This window comes from Schlesneria sphaerica (assembly GCF_044336245.1).
Taxonomy (GTDB): Bacteria; Planctomycetota; Planctomycetia; order Planctomycetales; family Planctomycetaceae; genus Schlesneria; species Schlesneria sphaerica.
Genome location: NZ_CP172346.1, coordinates 1380798 through 1396887, shown reverse-complemented (window position 1 = coordinate 1396887; position 16090 = coordinate 1380798). Strand labels below are relative to the sequence as shown.

Genomic DNA, 16090 nt, shown 5'->3' with positions numbered 1-16090 from the left:
TCGATGCAAGTGTCTTGCAGGTGCGACATGCCTCTGAGGAGTATGCATTGAGGTCTGAAAGTGACCCGAGCCACTCCCGGGAGATTCAGATTCCCCCACGTTCTGCGTGGACCTGCATTATTCCTCCGCCAGACTCGAGTCGCTGGGCAGGACTTTGTTCTGATCGAGTGCCAGCCAGGCTTTGACGGCATCTTCAACTGTCGTGAAGACACCCAGTCCCCGGACCTGGTCCAGTTTGAGTGTTGCGCTCGTTTCTTGACCGTAGCCGGTTCTGACAAGTGCCGTCGTGCACCCGGCGGCGGCGCCGGCCTGAAGGTCGCTGTCCCGGTCGCCAATCATCAGTGAGCGGGAACAGTCGATGTCATGCTCACGAGCCGCCTGCTGCAGCATCCCCGGCAGTGGTTTGCGGCACTCGCACACCGTCTTGTAGCGGCCCAGCCCCGCCGAGGGATGGTGCGGACAGTAATAGATGCCAGTCACGCGTGCCCCCTCGTCGGCCAGAAGTTGCTGCAGGCGATCGTGGATGGCATGAAGTCGATGCTCCGGAAAGTATCCCCGGGCAACCCCTGCCTGATTCGTCACGACGACCACTTCGATTCCCAGCGCGTTCAGACGGGCAATTGTTTCACTCACCGTCGGGAGCAGTTCCAGTTGTTCTGGCTGCGAGAGATAGTGAACCTCAACATTCACCGTCCCGTCCCTGTCGAGGAAGACCGCTCGTTTCCCTTGTCCGTCATCCATGTTCGCTCCCCGCTTTCAATGCGGCTGTGCCACGATCAGTCGCAATCGCAAATCTCCTTGCGTGTCTGAAGCGAATCGTGGCAATTTCGGGCTAGTGTGCAATAGCACCTCTCACCGCAGTCTTCATGCACACGGTTGCGGAGAATTGGCAGAGTCCTAAAGAGTCGGGAAGCGAACCCTCACACGCGATGTGTGGCATTTTCACGCGATGCTTCTTCCTTCGGAAAACAATGGTATGTGTTCAGGTCAAACTGCTGGTTTCGCATTCCAACTCACTTTTTCGATGGACTCTGTTGTGATATCATTCTGAGTCTGGTCGCGGTGTCATGTCGAAGATCCTGATCTGGTTTCAGTTCGCAATGTGGTTCTGATTCTGTGCTGAAGTTCAGGGGGTTTCGCCGAGTCGTTCGTCGGACTTGCGCGGATTGGGTTTAGGGCCCTCGGAAGAATTCGGCAGGACAGCAGAATCCTTGCAGACGTTTTTATCAGCATCAGTTGGGTCGTAGTGTAGCCAACGTTGCAGGCCGGAGGCCCGCAACATGGCGCGAAGGCAGAATCATCGCGGAATTCACCTTCTCATTTGCTCACGGGCATCGCAAGACGCGGGGATCGTAGCGTGTGGAAGCAGATGGCGGATCGATGGGCACTCGTCACTGGAGCCTCTGCGGGCTTGGGTGCTGAGTTCGCGCGCCAACTTGCCGCACGCGGCATGCACCTGATTCTCGTCGCACGCCGCACCGAGCTCATGGCGGAACTGGCTCAAGAGCTCCATACAAAGCATGGGACGCGGTGTGAGATCATCTCTGCCGACCTCTCCGATCCGGCTGAGCCGCAGCGAGTTCTGAAGGAAATCGCTGCAAAAGGGGTCATCGTCGAATTGCTCGTCAATAACGCTGGCTTTGGTGTGGTCGGAGAAGTGGATCAGGCCGACGTTGAGCGGTTGCTGCAGCTTGTGCGACTCAATATCTCGGCATTGATGGAACTGACCTATCGGCTCCTTCCCCAGATGCTGGAACGAGGACACGGCGTCATCCTGAATGTTTCGTCGCTGTCGGCATTTCAGCCAGTGGCCTACATGGGTGTCTACGCCGCCAGTAAAGCGTTCGTGCTGCACTTCAGCGAGGCTCTGCATTGTGAGCTGAAAGATCGGGGAATTACGGTTACGGCAGTCTGTCCGGGGGTGACGCGCACCAGCTTTTTTGATGTCGCAGGGGCACCGGGCTGGCTGCAGAAGCATTCGTCGCTGGCCGTGGAGCCTGTCGTCAAGTCAGCCCTGCGAGCGGCCGAGCGGCGCAGGCAGTGCGTTATTCCCGGCTGGCGGAATTTTCTGCTGACGCTATTGGTCCGTATCGCGTCGCGCCGCCGAGTGGTAAAAGAATCGACGCGGTTCTTCCGACCTCGCCGTAAGCGAGACAAATAGGCGATGACGCGCTCAACAATGTGCACTGCGTAACGTTGTCATCACATCTCAGGATTCAGCCGGAATCTCACATGCCGGAGTCTTTGCAGACCTACGAACAGGCAATCGAGTACCTGTTTGGCCGAATTAATTACGAACGAGTCCACGCCGAAGCCTATTCCACGAGCGATTTCAAACTCGATCGGATGCGATTGCTCCTCGAACTGATGGGGAACCCCCACGAGCGAATTCCTGTCGTCCACGTCGCCGGGACGAAAGGGAAGGGTTCAACCTGTTCGATGCTGTCGTCGATCTTCAAAGCCTGCGGCTACCGCTGCGGATTGTATATCTCACCTCACATTACGGCGTTTGAAGAACGTTTCACGGTCGATGGGGTACAGCCCAGCCAGTCGGAACTCGTCGAACTGGTGAATCGGCTGCTGCCTACCATTGCCGAAATGGACAATCTCCCCGGTCGAATGCAGCCAACCTATTTCGAACTGGCGACCGCTCTTGCCTGGCAACATTTTGTCGACCGGAAAGTCGATCTGGCGGTGCTCGAGGTGGGATTAGGTGGCCGGCTGGATTCCACCAATCTTTGTCGTCCGCTCGTGACGGTTATTACCAACATCAGCCGCGACCACACCCATGTCCTGGGAAGCACGCTGCACCAGATCGCCTACGAAAAGGCTGGGATCATCAAAACCGGGGTGCCGGTCATCTCCGGAGTGGGCCCTGGAGAAGCACGTGAAATGATCGAACAGACCAGTTGCGAGAGGCAGGCTCCGCTGACGCTGCTGGGGCGAGACTTGGAGTTGATTGAACGAAGAACCGCATCGCAGGGGATTTCGCAGATCGATGTCCGCACGCCGACATCCTTGTGGAAAGATGTTCCGATTGTGCTGCGGGGGCCACATCAGGCGACAAACGCGACGCTCGCACTGGCCGTCGTCGACGAGCTACGCACTCGGGGGTGGAGCCTGCCTGATGCGGAGGTGAAATCCGGACTGCAGGGGGTCAGTTGGCCCGCGCGGGTCGAAATGATCGCTCAATCCCCGACCGTGATCATCGACGCGGCCCACAACTGGGAATCCGCCCGGGCCTTGGTTGCTGCGATGCGGGAAGAACAGTCGCACTCAAAGCGAATTCTCGTATTTGCAGCAACGAAAGATAAGGATGTCGCCGGGATCTTGCAGCAACTGCTTCCGCAGTTCGACACCCTGATTCTGACTCGCTATCGAGATAATCCTCGTGGCGTCAGTGTGGAAGATTTGTCAGGTCTGGTCGAAACCATGTCAACGCGGCCCGCTCATCTCGCACCCGATCCTCTGTCCGCATGGACACTCGCGAAACGTCTGTCAGGCCCCGACGACCTGATCGTCATCACCGGTTCTTTTTTTCTAGTGGCCGAGCTTCGTGAGACGATCCTCGCGGAAGCAAATCAGGCGACGTCGTGCGTCACGACCGATAAATTCGTCGCGACCCCGGTTTCAGCGTCGTCCGGTCGTTAATGGATGCGCGTGATAACTCCACCGTTCGGTAGATGACAGCGGGAACCGCATGAAGGGATTCTCTATTCTGGGCTTCGGGCCGGAGGGGAAACCTGGGGGAGTCTTCTGCCGGGACGCTCTGACCGATGAGGGGCGTATGCCCGTATGCCGTGTTTTTGGTGGACGGGGGACGCAAAAAAAATCCCCTGCGGAGTTCCGCAGGGGACCAGATTCATTGTTCAATTCACTCGTGGACGATCAGGCATCGGCCGCAGGAGCTCGGGTCGTCGGAATACGGTCATCGACATCGTAGGCCATGCCGAAGAATCGCAGTGTTTTGATGGCCCACCAGGTGGGGTCGAGTTCCCACCACTTGTGTCCGGCAGGAGCCACATGGGGGTGAGCGTGGTGATTGTTGTGCCAGCCTTCTCCGTACGCCCAGATCGCCACCCACCAGAGGTTACGGCTTTCATCGCGAACGTCGTAGTTGCGATAGCCCCACAGGTGTGTGGCCGAATTGACGAACCACGTTCCGTGATAGACCATCACCATTCGCACACAAAGGCCCCACAACAACATGGGAAGTCCGCCGATCGCGTACAGAGCGACACCCGAACCGATCAGCCAAAGCGAGTAAGTCTTTTCGAAGAACTGGAGCAGCGGATCACTCATCAGGTCCGGGGTGTACTTCTTATAGAGAGCCTGTTGTTCCTCTTTCGTGCGACGGAGGAACATCCAGGTCAGGTGCGACCAGATCGCGCTGATCAAAGGTGAATGTGGGTCGCCGGGCTGATCAGACCGCTGATGATGCAGGCGGTGTGTTGCGGACCAAGCCAGTGGAGAGCCTTCTCCGGAAAGGGCACCGGCCATCAGAGTGACGAAACGGATGGGGCTGACAAGTTTGAATGACTTATGCGACAGGAAGCGGTGGTAACCCAGGCAGATACCAATGCTGGCGGTGAACCAGTGCAGGAATACGCACACGGCCAGAGCCTTCCACTCGAAGAAGAAGGGGGCTGCCAGAGCACCGGCATGCATGGCGACCATCCAGCCGACGATCACCCAGTCAACCTGTTTCCAGGACAACCGTTCCGGCAACCAGGGTTCCCAGATTGGCGTTTCTTTCGCGATCGCAGGGGCCGAAACGTGCTCACGGGGCACATCACGGAAAGGGGTGTGTTTATCCGACTTCGCGCGATTGGGGGACACAATTGACATATGTATTTTCCAAATCAAAGGTTTTCATTGATTGCCGAGCGAGTCCATTCCTCGGTCACCAATCGCGCTGAACGTCCTGCTTGCGCGCCGAAGGATCTTATGAAAAGATCGGAATTTGTGTGTCAGACGACCGTCATGTGATTGTCAAACTTTTGTCAAAAATGTCGCCACCCTAAAACCCCTACAGGCGGCCGTTCACGTCTTCGTCGATTTACAACGTAAACGACTATACGCAAATATCTTATGCGCATGTTTGTGCAACCTGTCTGGAGACATGCATACAGGCTGAAGGTGTTGCTGAGAGCTACAACCGATTCGTCACCTAAAGACGTAACAGGGCATTCCAGCCGTAAGGTCCCCTGACATCTTCGCGGGAATCCGATCCCGCTCGGAGTTTGAGGAAACAAACTCAACGCAGGCGGTCTATATTGACCAGATTACGGAGAGTGAAAAAGTTGAGTTTTTCTCAATTTTTTCCGCTCGCATGAGCGGGGACTCAAATCTTGCTGAGCGGCATTCCCCCCGTTCGACAAACTGATCCAGGTAGAAATTGAATTCCGCTGCATGGCTCCCGGTATGGGATCTGCCAGCGTTCGGGATTGTGCGTCAATAGTTTGCTTCCGCAACCGCGCGTGGTGGCTGGCCATCGCCGCCTCCACATCAGAGGAAAACGAAAATGGGCATGCTCGATCTGTTCCGCAACTGGCTGGACCACAAACGAGGCCAATTCCGCCCACGTACTCGCCTGGGCTACACAGGAATCGAACTGCTGGAAGCACGACGCGTACTTTCTCCTGTGCTGATGGGGACCACGTTGAAGATCGATGGGACTGCCGGGGCAGATACCATCTCTGTCACCCAGGACTCCAATGGAGTGAAGGTCATCCAGAACGGCGTCGAAACGACGTACGATTCCTCCACAACCATTAACACGATCAATGTTTTGGGTCATGGAAACGATGATCAGATCACCATCAACAGCGTTTTCGAGTCCACGACTCTGACGGTGGACGGAGGAACCGGAAACGACACGCTGATTTCTCCCATCACCGCCAATAACTGGCAGGTCACCGGTCCCAACTCGGGCACCTTGAATGGGAAAGCATTCAGCAACGTCGAGAATCTGGTGGGAAGCGGCCAGATCGACAATTTCCGTTTCGGGCCAGCCGGTTTCGTCAGCGGCAATGTTGAAGGGGGAGGGGGAATTAACACCCTCGACTACTCAAGCCGGACGGCGGGAGTCCTCGTCGACATCGGAACGGGCAAGGGGACCGCGATTGGTGGTCAGTTCTCGAACATGACCAACTTCCTGGGAAGTTCCGACAACACTGACTCGCTGACCGGTTCGAATACCGCGAACGCCTGGCAGATCACCAGCGGCAACGCCGGAAATATCAATCTTCAGAACTTCTTCTCGGGGTTTGAAACCCTGAAGGGGGGAAGTGATGTGGATACATTCAGTTTCAGTCCGACAGGGTTTGTTTCCCGCAACGTGATCGGTGGTGGCGGGGCCAACACGATTGACTATTCCGCTCGCAGCATCGGCGTTGTGACCAATCTGCAGGCGAACACCTCAACCGCGATCGGTGGAACATTCAGCCAGATCAATTCCCTCATCGGAACTTCGGGCTCGGACAATTTGACCGGGATCAATAACACGAACGTCTGGAAGATCGAAGGTCAGAATTCCGGCAAGGTTGAAAGTGTCTTTACGACGACGAACTTCACCGGGTACGAAAACCTGATTGGGGGAACGGTCAGCGACACCTTCAAGTTCTCCGCAGCAGGCTTCGTGAGTGGCAGCATCAACGGAGGCCTGGGCCTGAATACGCTGGATTACTCGGGCCGCACCGAGAGCATCGTGGTGAATCTGCAGACCAATTCCGCCACGGCGGTAGGTGGTGGGTTCCTGCTGATCCAGAATCTTGTCGGCAGCAGCGGTGCGACCCCCAGTGCCTTTGACACGTTGATCGGCACCAACCTCGCCACCGACTGGTCGATCACCAGTGGCAATACGGGTAATCTCAACGGCACGTTCTTCTTCAGTTCCATCGAAAATCTTTCTGGTGGAATTGCGAACGACACTTACCGCTTCCTGCCCGTGGGCTTCGTCTCGGGTGTGGTTAATGCCGGACTGGGAACGAACACCCTGGACTACTCCAGCCGTAACAACGGAATCGTCGTTGGCCTGCAGTCGACGTTGAATACGAACGTGAACGTCTACACCAGTCCTGCCAGTGCGATCGGAGGAGGTTACGCCTACATTTCGAACCTGATCGGCACCTCGGACAATGACATGCTGACGGGGGCCAACTCGACAACCACGACGAACGTCTGGACCATCATGGATCGCAATACCGGGAACGTGAATGGCAACTTCAACTTCACCGGGATCGAAAATCTGAAGGGGGGGACAGGGGTCGACATCTTCCGGATGATGGACCAGAACAGCCTCATCACCGGTACGATCGACGGAAATTTCGGGGGCTTTAACTGGCTGGATTACGGGTCTTACCTGACTCAGGTGACCGTCAATCTGTCCAATGGCGTCGCAACCAATATCGGAAATGTGACGAACGTGATGAACGTCCGTGGTGGTCATGCGACCAACCACTTGACGGGAAATTCTCGCGGCAATGTCCTGCTGGGTGGTGAATCCGCAGACACGATCGTCGCCGGACCTGGCCGCAGTCTGCTGATCGGTGGGGCCGGGGCTGATACCGTTACGGGCTATTCGGCCGACGATATCGTCATCGGCAGCTTCACAGTTTACGATCACGACCTGGCGGCACTCTCGACGATTATTGCCGAATGGCAATCCGCAGACACGTTCGAGCAGCGTGTCAGCAAACTCCGGAGCGGAGTGGGGCAGAACGGCAGCATCCGTCTGGTTGCCGACGCCACGGTGCTGAATGACGCCGCACCCGATGTCATCTCGGGTGGTGCATCAAAGAACTGGCTGTGGGGCCAGCCGGCCGAGTTCGCCGACCTGACTGCTCAGGACATCTACGACACCCCCATCAACAATCCTCCGATCCTGACGGTTTCGAGTGTGCTGAGCTACGCGCCGCTGCAGTCGGCGACGGCGGTGAACACGGCGATCACGATTACCGATATCGACAGCACGACGCTGGTCTCGGCGACGGTTCGAATCGGTAACAACTATATCGCGGGCCAGGATGCACTTGGATTCGTCCCATCGAATGCGACCGGAAACATCACGGGTAGCTTCAATGCGACGACCGGCGTGCTGACACTGGTTTCTCAGAACGGATCCGCGACACTCGCTCAGTTCCAGGCAGCACTTCGCAGTGTGGCCTACTGGAACGCCAGTGCGACTCCGGTGACGTCGCCACGCACGATTGTGTACCAGGTGTTTGACGGAATTGCTTACAGCAACTCGGTCTCGAGTACGGTCTTCTTCAACTCGCCACCTGTGATCGCAGGATCGAGTGTCATCAACTACACCGCGGGGCAGGGACCCACTCCGATCAACACCGGCATCACGGTCTCTGATGCGAACAATGTGAATCTGATGTCCGCCACCGTGAAGTTGTCGAACATCTTCTTCGCTGGACAGGACTTCCTGGAGTTTGTCGGAAATGCCTCAACGGGGAATATCACGGGGAACTATAACCCGGTGACCGGTGTCATGACCCTCAGTGCCGGACCAGGAGGAGCCACCGTCGCGAACTTCCAGTCTGCTCTGCGACTGGTGACCTACCGCAACCTCAGTTTGACGCCGTCGCTGTTCAATCGAACGGTAACGTTCCAGGTGTCTGATGGCAATGCCCTGAGCAACACGGTTAACAGCACCATCATCGTCAGTTAGTGGGCAAGGTCCCCTGTGGCTGCGTCGCACGCCAGGCCATGATGGCGTCGTGGTTCGCAGCCACATCATGGACCCGCAGGAGATCGACGTGCTGTTGTGCGAGACCGATCGAGACCCCGATCGTTCCGAACAATCGCTCGTCGATTTTCTGTTGCAGGATCTTCTGCAGGAATCCCTTGCGGGAGTGCCCAATCAGGACGGGGCGACCAAGCTGCCGGAAGCGGCCGATGTTCGAAAGAATCTCGAGATTGTGCTGGGCAGTCTTACCAAAGCCGACTCCGGGATCAATCACAATCCGCTCCCGTGGGAGTCCTGCTCGTTCGAGTTCCTCAAGCCGCTGAGCAAAATCTTTGCAAAGATCTTCGACGACGTTCTCGTACCGGGGCGAAATCTGCATCGTCCTGGGCGTCCCTTGAATGTGCATGCAGATGACGCCGCAGGGATGCCTGAGACAGACGTCGAGCATCTGAGCATCAAAACGGAGCCCGGAAATGTCGTTGACGATCGACGCCCCCGCCAACAGTGCCTGTCGCGCCACCTCGGCCTTATAGGTATCGATGGAAATCGGAATTTCAATCGCGCCTCGCAGTCGCTCGATGACGGGAACGACACGCCGTAATTCCTCTTCCAGCGGAACCGGGTCCGCATTTGGACGAGTTGACTCGCCGCCGATGTCGAGGATGTCGGCTCCTTCGGAAACCAGCCGCTGTGCCTGTTCCACGGCGGCTTCGACCGGCAGAAACCTTCCCCCGTCGGAAAAGCTGTCCGGGGTCGCATTGAGGATCCCCATGATGAGGGGACGATCCCCCAGTTGCCGGTCGAATCCGGGAAAGGTCCAGCGGCGGTAAGCGGCGTTCTGGGTCAACACGATCGTCCTCGCTCCGGGCTATGTTTTTGATCTGTCGTCCGGGCCGGACATTCGCCAGCGCCGGGCAAGGTATTCCAGGTGAATCGCGTCAACTCAGCGACGAGCCTGTCGTCCTCGTATCAAGAAAAAAGCTTCTAGCAAAAACGGGAAGCAGATCACAGCGGCGACCCCGTCGGGAAGGGAGGAGCAAAAAAAGGGACGACCTTGCAGAATCCGCCCGTTTTGGCTCAAGCATCTGCCGCCAACCGACTGGATGTCACTTTAGGCAAGATACACATGATCTTTCCTGCAACTCCGAAGAGCTTGTTTTCGACAGACTCTGACGGACGATAACAACGTCGCTGGGATTCACTCCCCCGCACGAGCTGTAGAGAACTCTTGCTACACAGTGTGAATCGAGGATCGCCCGCCGGGTGGGTCGGTTCAATCGTTAACTACACGAACGCGGGTCATCTTAATTACGCTGGACAAACAAGGAGGGGTTATGCCGATCTTAAAGCTGGTTCGAGGTATCTCCGTCACTCTCGCCGCGATGGGGATGGTCGTCCCGATGTCGACCATTCAAGCGGCCGAAGCGACCTCGAAGGTGAGCCGCACGGTTCACGCTTCCGTCGCTGCCGACGTTGCGAAACTGTCGACGGGCGAATTCGCCGGTCGAATTGTGGATCACACGGGTGCTGTGGTCAAAAATGCCGAAGTTGTCGTACGCCAGGGGAAGGCCGAAATCGTTCGGACCCGAACGGACGCTGAAGGGATGTTCTCCGTCAACAATCTGAAGCCAGGTGCCTACCAGGTGAGTTCGGGGACGACGGAAGGGCTGTTCCGCGTCTGGAATGAAGAATCGGCTCCCCCTTCCGCCCGCAAGAATGCGTTGATCGTTCTGGGACACAATGGTGCCCGCGGTCAGTATGCCAATTGCGATGAATGCCCTCCGGGTGGGTGGTGCGGTTTCCGCAGCATCGATCCCACGATCGCTCTGCTGACCGCTGGTGTGATTGCTGCAGTGGTCTTGAGCGCGATCACGCTCTCGAAGGTCAACGGACTGGATGACTGCTGCCCAACGCCTACTTCTCCCTGATTCAGATTGCATCTGAATTCGTAAACGCGGCGGCTCTTCGGTAACCCCTTCCGATGACTCCCGTGTAAAAATCAGAAACCGGACGTGACTCTCACGTCCGGTTTCTTTCGTATTCCGGGGTGCAAAAATCCGAGTTCGTGACCGAGGGACCAAAATCCCAAAGCCGATCACCATTGATCGCGAACATCGCCGCAACAACGTCGATCAGATCGAGCAAAAAATCGCGAAGAGGACGTGACTCCTTCCGCCCGTTTCCGGTTGCTGCCAGGCAGTTCAGACGGACGGGTCGTAGATTACCGTAGTCGTTCCGCGTGAGCACCTGCGGGCATGATGGGATGCGCAATCGGCGATGATCCTTCGTGCCGAACGTGATTCACCCAAATCGGAAGTCACAGCCCGTCGAGGCGCGGGTGATCCCTTTCCCGATGGGTGGGTAACGATCAACCCCGTTGCAGCGTAAGATGCACATCACCCATACAAGCTTGAGAAAAAGCAAGCTGGCGACATCTTGAGATGTCGCCAGCCTTCAGGTTTATCCCTCTTGACACCCAGTCAAGAGGTCGCCTTCTCTTTCGGAAATCTAATGGCCGATTCTGCCGTAGCGAGTTACTTGGTCGGGGAGCGCCAGTTGTGGCCCTCACTCTGCAGCAGTTGATCAGCGGCACGTGGGCCCCAGGTCCCGCTGCGATAGGGCTCGGGCACAATCTTGTGCTGGTTCCAGTAATCCAGGATCGGTGTGACGAACTTCCAGGCGGCTTCCAGTTCATCGCTGCGCATGAACAGCGTGGAATCACCACGAAGGACATCCAGCAACAGTCGCTCGTACGCTTCAGGCAATGGCTGGGTAAATGTCTTGTAGTCGAAGTCCATCGTGACGGGATGAATCTGATACTGCATGCCCGGGCGCTTTGTCGAGAACGACAGTTTGATCGATTCACTCGGCTGGATCCGGAACACCAGCTTGTTCGGTTTGGCACCGACCAATGCGCACATGTCGCCGTCACACTCCACCGTATTAAACAGATTCAGCGGTGGGTGTTTGAACTGGATGGCGATTTCGGACACGCGTGCAGGAAGTCGCTTACCGGTTCTGAGATAAAAGGGAACGCCGGCCCAGCGCCAATTGTCCACTTGCACCTTCATCGCGACATAAGTCTCGGTGCGGGAATCCTGCGGGATCCGCTCTTCGCTCAAGTAGCTGATGGCCGATTTTCCATCGACAGTTCCGGCGGAGTACTGGCCCGAGACGACCCAGTTCGAAATATCGCCAGGATTTCCCGGGCTCAGGGCCTTAATGACTTTGAGCTTTTCTTCGTGAAGGTCATCCGAATTAAATAAGGCAGGTGGCTCCATCGCAATCAAGCAAAGTAATTGCAGGACGTGATTCTGTAAGACGTCTCTGAGCGCGCCCGAGTTGTCATAGTAACCACCGCGACCTCGTTCGAGCCCTTGTGATTCCGCGACCGTGATCTGAATATGATCAACATGGTTTCGGTTCAGGAGCGGTTCAAAGATCGAGTTGCCGAAGCGGAACAGCAAGATGTTCTGAACGGTCTCCTTACCCAGATAGTGATCGATACGAAAGATCTGCTGTTCGCGAAGCAGCCGGCGAAGATTACCGCTCAGTTCTTGTGACGAAGCCAGGTCGTGACCGAATGGCTTTTCAAAGACCACTCGCAGCCAATTCTCGTCATCCCGTCCGGGGATCATCTCTGCAGCACCCAGGTGCTCGACCGCGGGCAGGAAGAGGTCCGGCGATGTTGCCATGTAGACGATGCGATTACTGCCGGTCCCCTGTTGTTGCTCGATTTCCTCCAGTTGCTGCTTGAACTGGGCGTAGCCGTCGGAGACGGAAATATCCAGTTGCCGATAGAAGAGTCGATTTGAGAAGCGTGCCCATTGTTCGGGGGTAATCTCACCTCCGCGAAACTGTCCTCCCATCGCTTCGAAGATTTCGTTTCGGAAAACTTCGTCCGTCTTTTCCCGCCGCGCAACGCCGATGATCGGCGAACGATCGCAAAGGAATCCATCGTGCCATAAGTCGAAGAGAGCAGGAAGCAGCTTCCGGGCCGTCAGATCGCCAGATGCACCAAAAATTACGACGCTTGCCGTTTCTGGCGTGGGGCGGTACGTCGTTTTTTCGGCAGGGTCACTGGAGGAGGAAGGGGCTTTGCTTTCCGACATGAGACATTCCTAATAAGGCACACTAACTGCCAGCCCTGGACTGCTGGCCACTGCATGAAAAGACTGAAGGGCTTGCGTGGAACACGGAGCGGGAATCAATTGTCCTGACATTGTCCCCGTCATCCAGAAAACGAAGGCAAGCCCCTGCGAAATGGTTACGAAATGTGTTCGATCACACGGGGAATGAGTCTAGCGAGTTTTTCTCCGCCGATCGCCGCATTGGCCAGAATCTTCGGCACGTCTGCCGGTTCCAGATGGTCGGGCAGACAGAGATCTGTGACGACCGAAAAGCCGAGTACTTTCATCCCGCCGTGAACGGCGACCAGTACCTCGGGGACAGTCGACATACCAACGACGTCGGCTCCCATTGCCTTCAGCATACGGTATTCAGCACGCGTCTCGAGGTTGGGACCTGGTACGGCAACGAACACACCTTTATGCAGGTGAATGCCTTCTTCCAGTGCCGATGCGCGAGCGATCTGGATCAGCGATCGAGTATAGGGCTCGCACAGGTCAGGCCAGCGGGGGCCCAGACGGTCGTCATTTACGCCGCGTAGCGGATTGTCGGGCATCAGGTTGATGTGATCTTCGAGAATGACAAGATCTGCCAGATCCAGCTGCGGATTGATCCCCCCCGCAGCGTTGGTTACCAGCAGTACTTCTGCTCCCAGAGCGCGCATGACGCGTACCGGGAACGTGACCTGTTCAAGACTATAGCCTTCGTAGTAATGGAACCGTCCCTCCATCGCGATGACCGACTTGCCACGAAGAAGACCACAGACCAGCCGCCCCGCATGGGTCGGCGCCGTCGATACAGGAAAGTGCGGAATTTCGGAGTAAGGAATGCTGGCCTGTTGTTCGATCTGTTCGGCGAGTCCTCCCAGTCCTGTACCGAGGATCAAGCCGACTTTCGGGGTCCCCTGCCAGATCTTCCGTAGGTAGGTCGTAGCTTCATTGATCTGATCCCACAAGCACGGCATTCCGGCGACTCCTGTATGGTAACTGAGAGAAATAACTGGGGCGTATCAAAACGCGAAACACCGGTCGGCATGTGAGCCGGCCGGTGCTGCGATCTATTCAACACAACAACGCATTAGACTGCGAAGTGACGATTAGTAATCATCGTCATCGTCGTCATCATCATCGTCGTCATCGTCATCATCATCGTCGTCGTCATCAAAATCATCTTCTTCGTCGTCGAACTCATCGTCATCGAAATCGTCGAAGTCGTCCTCGAGATCCTCTTCGTCGTCGAGATCTTCGAGTTCGTCATCATCTTCAAAATCATCGTCATCGCCGAAGCCATCTTCGTCATCGCCGGGGGCGACATCGTCATCATCAGCCATGCGTGGTGCAACAACTACATCTGTGAAAGCACCTGAGAAGATTCCTCCAGGTGACTTCGGGAGCCAAGAGGCCAGTACGTGTTCTTCTTCGAGCAAGACTCTCGTCATCGGAGCAAACCTCAAATACTCGGACTTTCGGAACGCATCAATTGATACAAGTAAACAGTGCATATATTCAAAAACTGCAAGGCCATTGTTGCCAACCCATCGCTTGCGCTTCCTCAATAACGATCGATTGCTTCGGCCTTGCAATCCAACTTCTTCGTACGTAAAGCCAATTCGATAGAACCATTAGTCGAGTTGTCTTACGTTGTCAAGCGGGGAAGCGGATCGAATTTTCTTTCTGCGGGGATGATCGGTTTTCCCCGTCAGACGGTCTGTCGAATATGAAAAACCACCTTGGTTTTTTGTGCTTCTACGACCATTTGCTGACACGATCGCTCTATTCGGAATTCTCGTGGCAGGACTTCAGGCCCGTTTTGTGAAATTGAGTCAGAGAATGACCGTGACCTCTTAGCATCCGTTCACCAGATCGCCAGGCATCTGAAGCCGACGGGAGCGCACTCGACGATGCTGGAGTCCCTCTTCACGGTGTCCGTGCGGGCTGTGCTTTCCGTCCTTCTTCTGGAAGGACCTGGAACGAGGGGACACTGCCCACCGATGGTCTGGTAAGTGCTGCGGCTGAGTGATCAAGCGGCTGACACCGAAATTGAGTCGTACGGCAGCTCGCGTCGGGAAAGGACTCCCTTGAAACGGAATTCGAATCAGGGAAATCGCTTGCACCAGATACTGCCCGGCCAGCATGGACCCAGAAACCGGGGTTCGCTGTCTGCTGGACCGAGCGGGTTTGCCATCGGTGATTTAGACCTCGAGGACTTCCGTGGAAACGGGTCGGTCTGTGCGACCCCCCTCTGCGGCTTGGTCACCCGGAATTCTGGGCGGTTTCCGACAGCGCGGGGTCCGCATTGGCAAGGCTTCGTAGCCCCGGGATTTGAGTTCCGTGACGAACTCATCAATGTAGCCATGGGTCACCATGACCCGCTCGGCACCCGTCGCCGCAATCGCCGAAAGCAGTTCGGCATGGTCCGCATGGTCGGACAGAGGAAACCCTTGATGAACGCGTCGGACACGGTGACCATCGGGCAGTGTCATCCAGCCCGATGCGAACCCCGTGTTGAAATTCCCGAGATGCGGAAATCCCTGTGTCCAGCGAGCGGCCGGTGGCTGCAGAATCAACGATCGATTCCATTCATCAAGCGTCATGCCTGCATTGGGGGTTCTCACGGCGGGAAGGGGGATTCCGCTTTGTCGGTAAAGGACGTTCACGGATTCGATGTCCCGATGTGCGAAGACGGGACCAATCGACAAGTCGAGTCCGGCCAGCAGCCGTTGCGATTTGCCCAAGGCGTAGCCGAAGAGAAAACTGGCGACGCCCTGCTCCTGATTCGCTTTCCACCACGCATGAATCTTGTCGAACGTCGCCTCTTGGGGTTCCCATTGAAAGATGGGGCGGGCGAAGGTCGACTCAGTGACGAACGTATGGCAGCGGATCGGTTCAAATGCAGCACACGTCGCATCCGGTGCCACCTTGTAGTCACCAGAGATCACCCAGACTTCGCCTTTGTACTCGGCCCGGACTTGAGCCGAACCGAGGATGTGTCCGGCGGGATGAAGCGAAACTTTCACTCCGTTGAGATCGATTGATTCGCCGAACGCCAATCCTTCAATGCGGGCATGCTGTCCCATGCGAGACCAGAGGATCAGTCGGCCCGATTCCGCCGTGACATAGCGCTTCGATCCTCGGACAGCGTGATCGGCATGCGCGTGAGTGATGACCGCAGTCGCGACAGGGGCCCACGGATCGATGTAGAACGCCCCACGTGGGCAAAAGAGTCCTGCATCACTGATTTTGAACAACGGCTCACGCGACATGA

The 16090-nt window shown here is 56.5% G+C and carries 11 protein-coding genes; 4 read left to right on the top strand and 7 right to left on the bottom strand.

What is annotated here, in order from left to right; genetic code table 11:
- Nucleotides 1-117: 117 nt before the first annotated feature.
- On the bottom strand, nucleotides 118-741 hold the full coding sequence (gene gmhB, locus ACGY09_RS05340; protein ID WP_397570759.1) for a D-glycero-beta-D-manno-heptose 1,7-bisphosphate 7-phosphatase: 624 nt from the start codon (nucleotides 739-741) through the stop codon (nucleotides 118-120).
- A 628-nt stretch (nucleotides 742-1369) separates the two neighbouring features.
- On the opposite strand from gmhB, the gene ACGY09_RS05335 reads away from it, so the two are divergent.
- Both ACGY09_RS05335 and ACGY09_RS05330 read left to right on the top strand, forming a co-directional pair.
- A complete protein-coding gene (locus tag ACGY09_RS05335) occupies nucleotides 1370-2161 on the top strand; it encodes an SDR family NAD(P)-dependent oxidoreductase (protein ID WP_373651300.1) in 792 nt (263 codons plus the stop codon).
- Nucleotides 2162-2232: 71 nt separating this feature from the next.
- Nucleotides 2233-3651, top strand: a complete 1419-nt coding sequence (locus ACGY09_RS05330) for a bifunctional folylpolyglutamate synthase/dihydrofolate synthase (RefSeq protein WP_397570758.1) — start codon at nucleotides 2233-2235, stop codon at nucleotides 3649-3651.
- A 237-nt stretch (nucleotides 3652-3888) separates the two neighbouring features.
- On the opposite strand, the gene ACGY09_RS05325 is transcribed toward ACGY09_RS05330, so the two are convergent.
- Entirely contained in the window at nucleotides 3889-4848 is a 960-nt protein-coding gene (locus tag ACGY09_RS05325) for an acyl-CoA desaturase (RefSeq protein WP_397570757.1), read from the bottom strand.
- A 676-nt stretch (nucleotides 4849-5524) separates the two neighbouring features.
- Here ACGY09_RS05325 and ACGY09_RS05320 point away from each other — a divergent pair.
- Complete coding sequence (locus ACGY09_RS05320; protein WP_397570756.1) at nucleotides 5525-8680, top strand: beta strand repeat-containing protein; 3156 nt, start codon at nucleotides 5525-5527, stop codon at nucleotides 8678-8680.
- Here ACGY09_RS05320 and folP read toward each other — a convergent pair.
- Entirely contained in the window at nucleotides 8673-9548 is an 876-nt protein-coding gene (folP, locus tag ACGY09_RS05315) for a dihydropteroate synthase (protein WP_397570755.1), read from the bottom strand. The two genes, ACGY09_RS05320 and folP, sit on opposite strands and share 8 nt — an antisense overlap.
- Before the next feature lie 484 nt (nucleotides 9549-10032).
- On the opposite strand from folP, the gene ACGY09_RS05310 reads away from it, so the two are divergent.
- A complete protein-coding gene (locus ACGY09_RS05310) occupies nucleotides 10033-10626 on the top strand; it encodes a carboxypeptidase-like regulatory domain-containing protein (RefSeq protein WP_397570754.1) in 594 nt (197 codons plus the stop codon).
- 606 nt (nucleotides 10627-11232) lie between these two features.
- Here ACGY09_RS05310 and zwf read toward each other — a convergent pair.
- The 4 genes from zwf to ACGY09_RS05290 form a co-directional block, all read right to left on the bottom strand.
- On the bottom strand, nucleotides 11233-12810 hold the full coding sequence (gene zwf / locus ACGY09_RS05305; protein WP_373651306.1) for a glucose-6-phosphate dehydrogenase: 1578 nt from the start codon (nucleotides 12808-12810) through the stop codon (nucleotides 11233-11235).
- Between the two features lie 155 nt (nucleotides 12811-12965).
- Complete coding sequence (locus ACGY09_RS05300; RefSeq protein WP_397570753.1) at nucleotides 12966-13790, bottom strand: purine-nucleoside phosphorylase; 825 nt, start codon at nucleotides 13788-13790, stop codon at nucleotides 12966-12968.
- A 132-nt stretch (nucleotides 13791-13922) separates the two neighbouring features.
- Nucleotides 13923-14264, bottom strand: coding sequence for a hypothetical protein (locus ACGY09_RS05295; protein WP_397570752.1), 342 nt, complete (start codon nucleotides 14262-14264; stop codon nucleotides 13923-13925).
- A gap of 753 nt (nucleotides 14265-15017) precedes the next feature.
- Nucleotides 15018-16088, bottom strand: a complete 1071-nt coding sequence (locus tag ACGY09_RS05290) for a ligase-associated DNA damage response exonuclease (protein ID WP_373651309.1) — start codon at nucleotides 16086-16088, stop codon at nucleotides 15018-15020.
- Nucleotides 16089-16090: the final 2 nt, after the last annotated feature.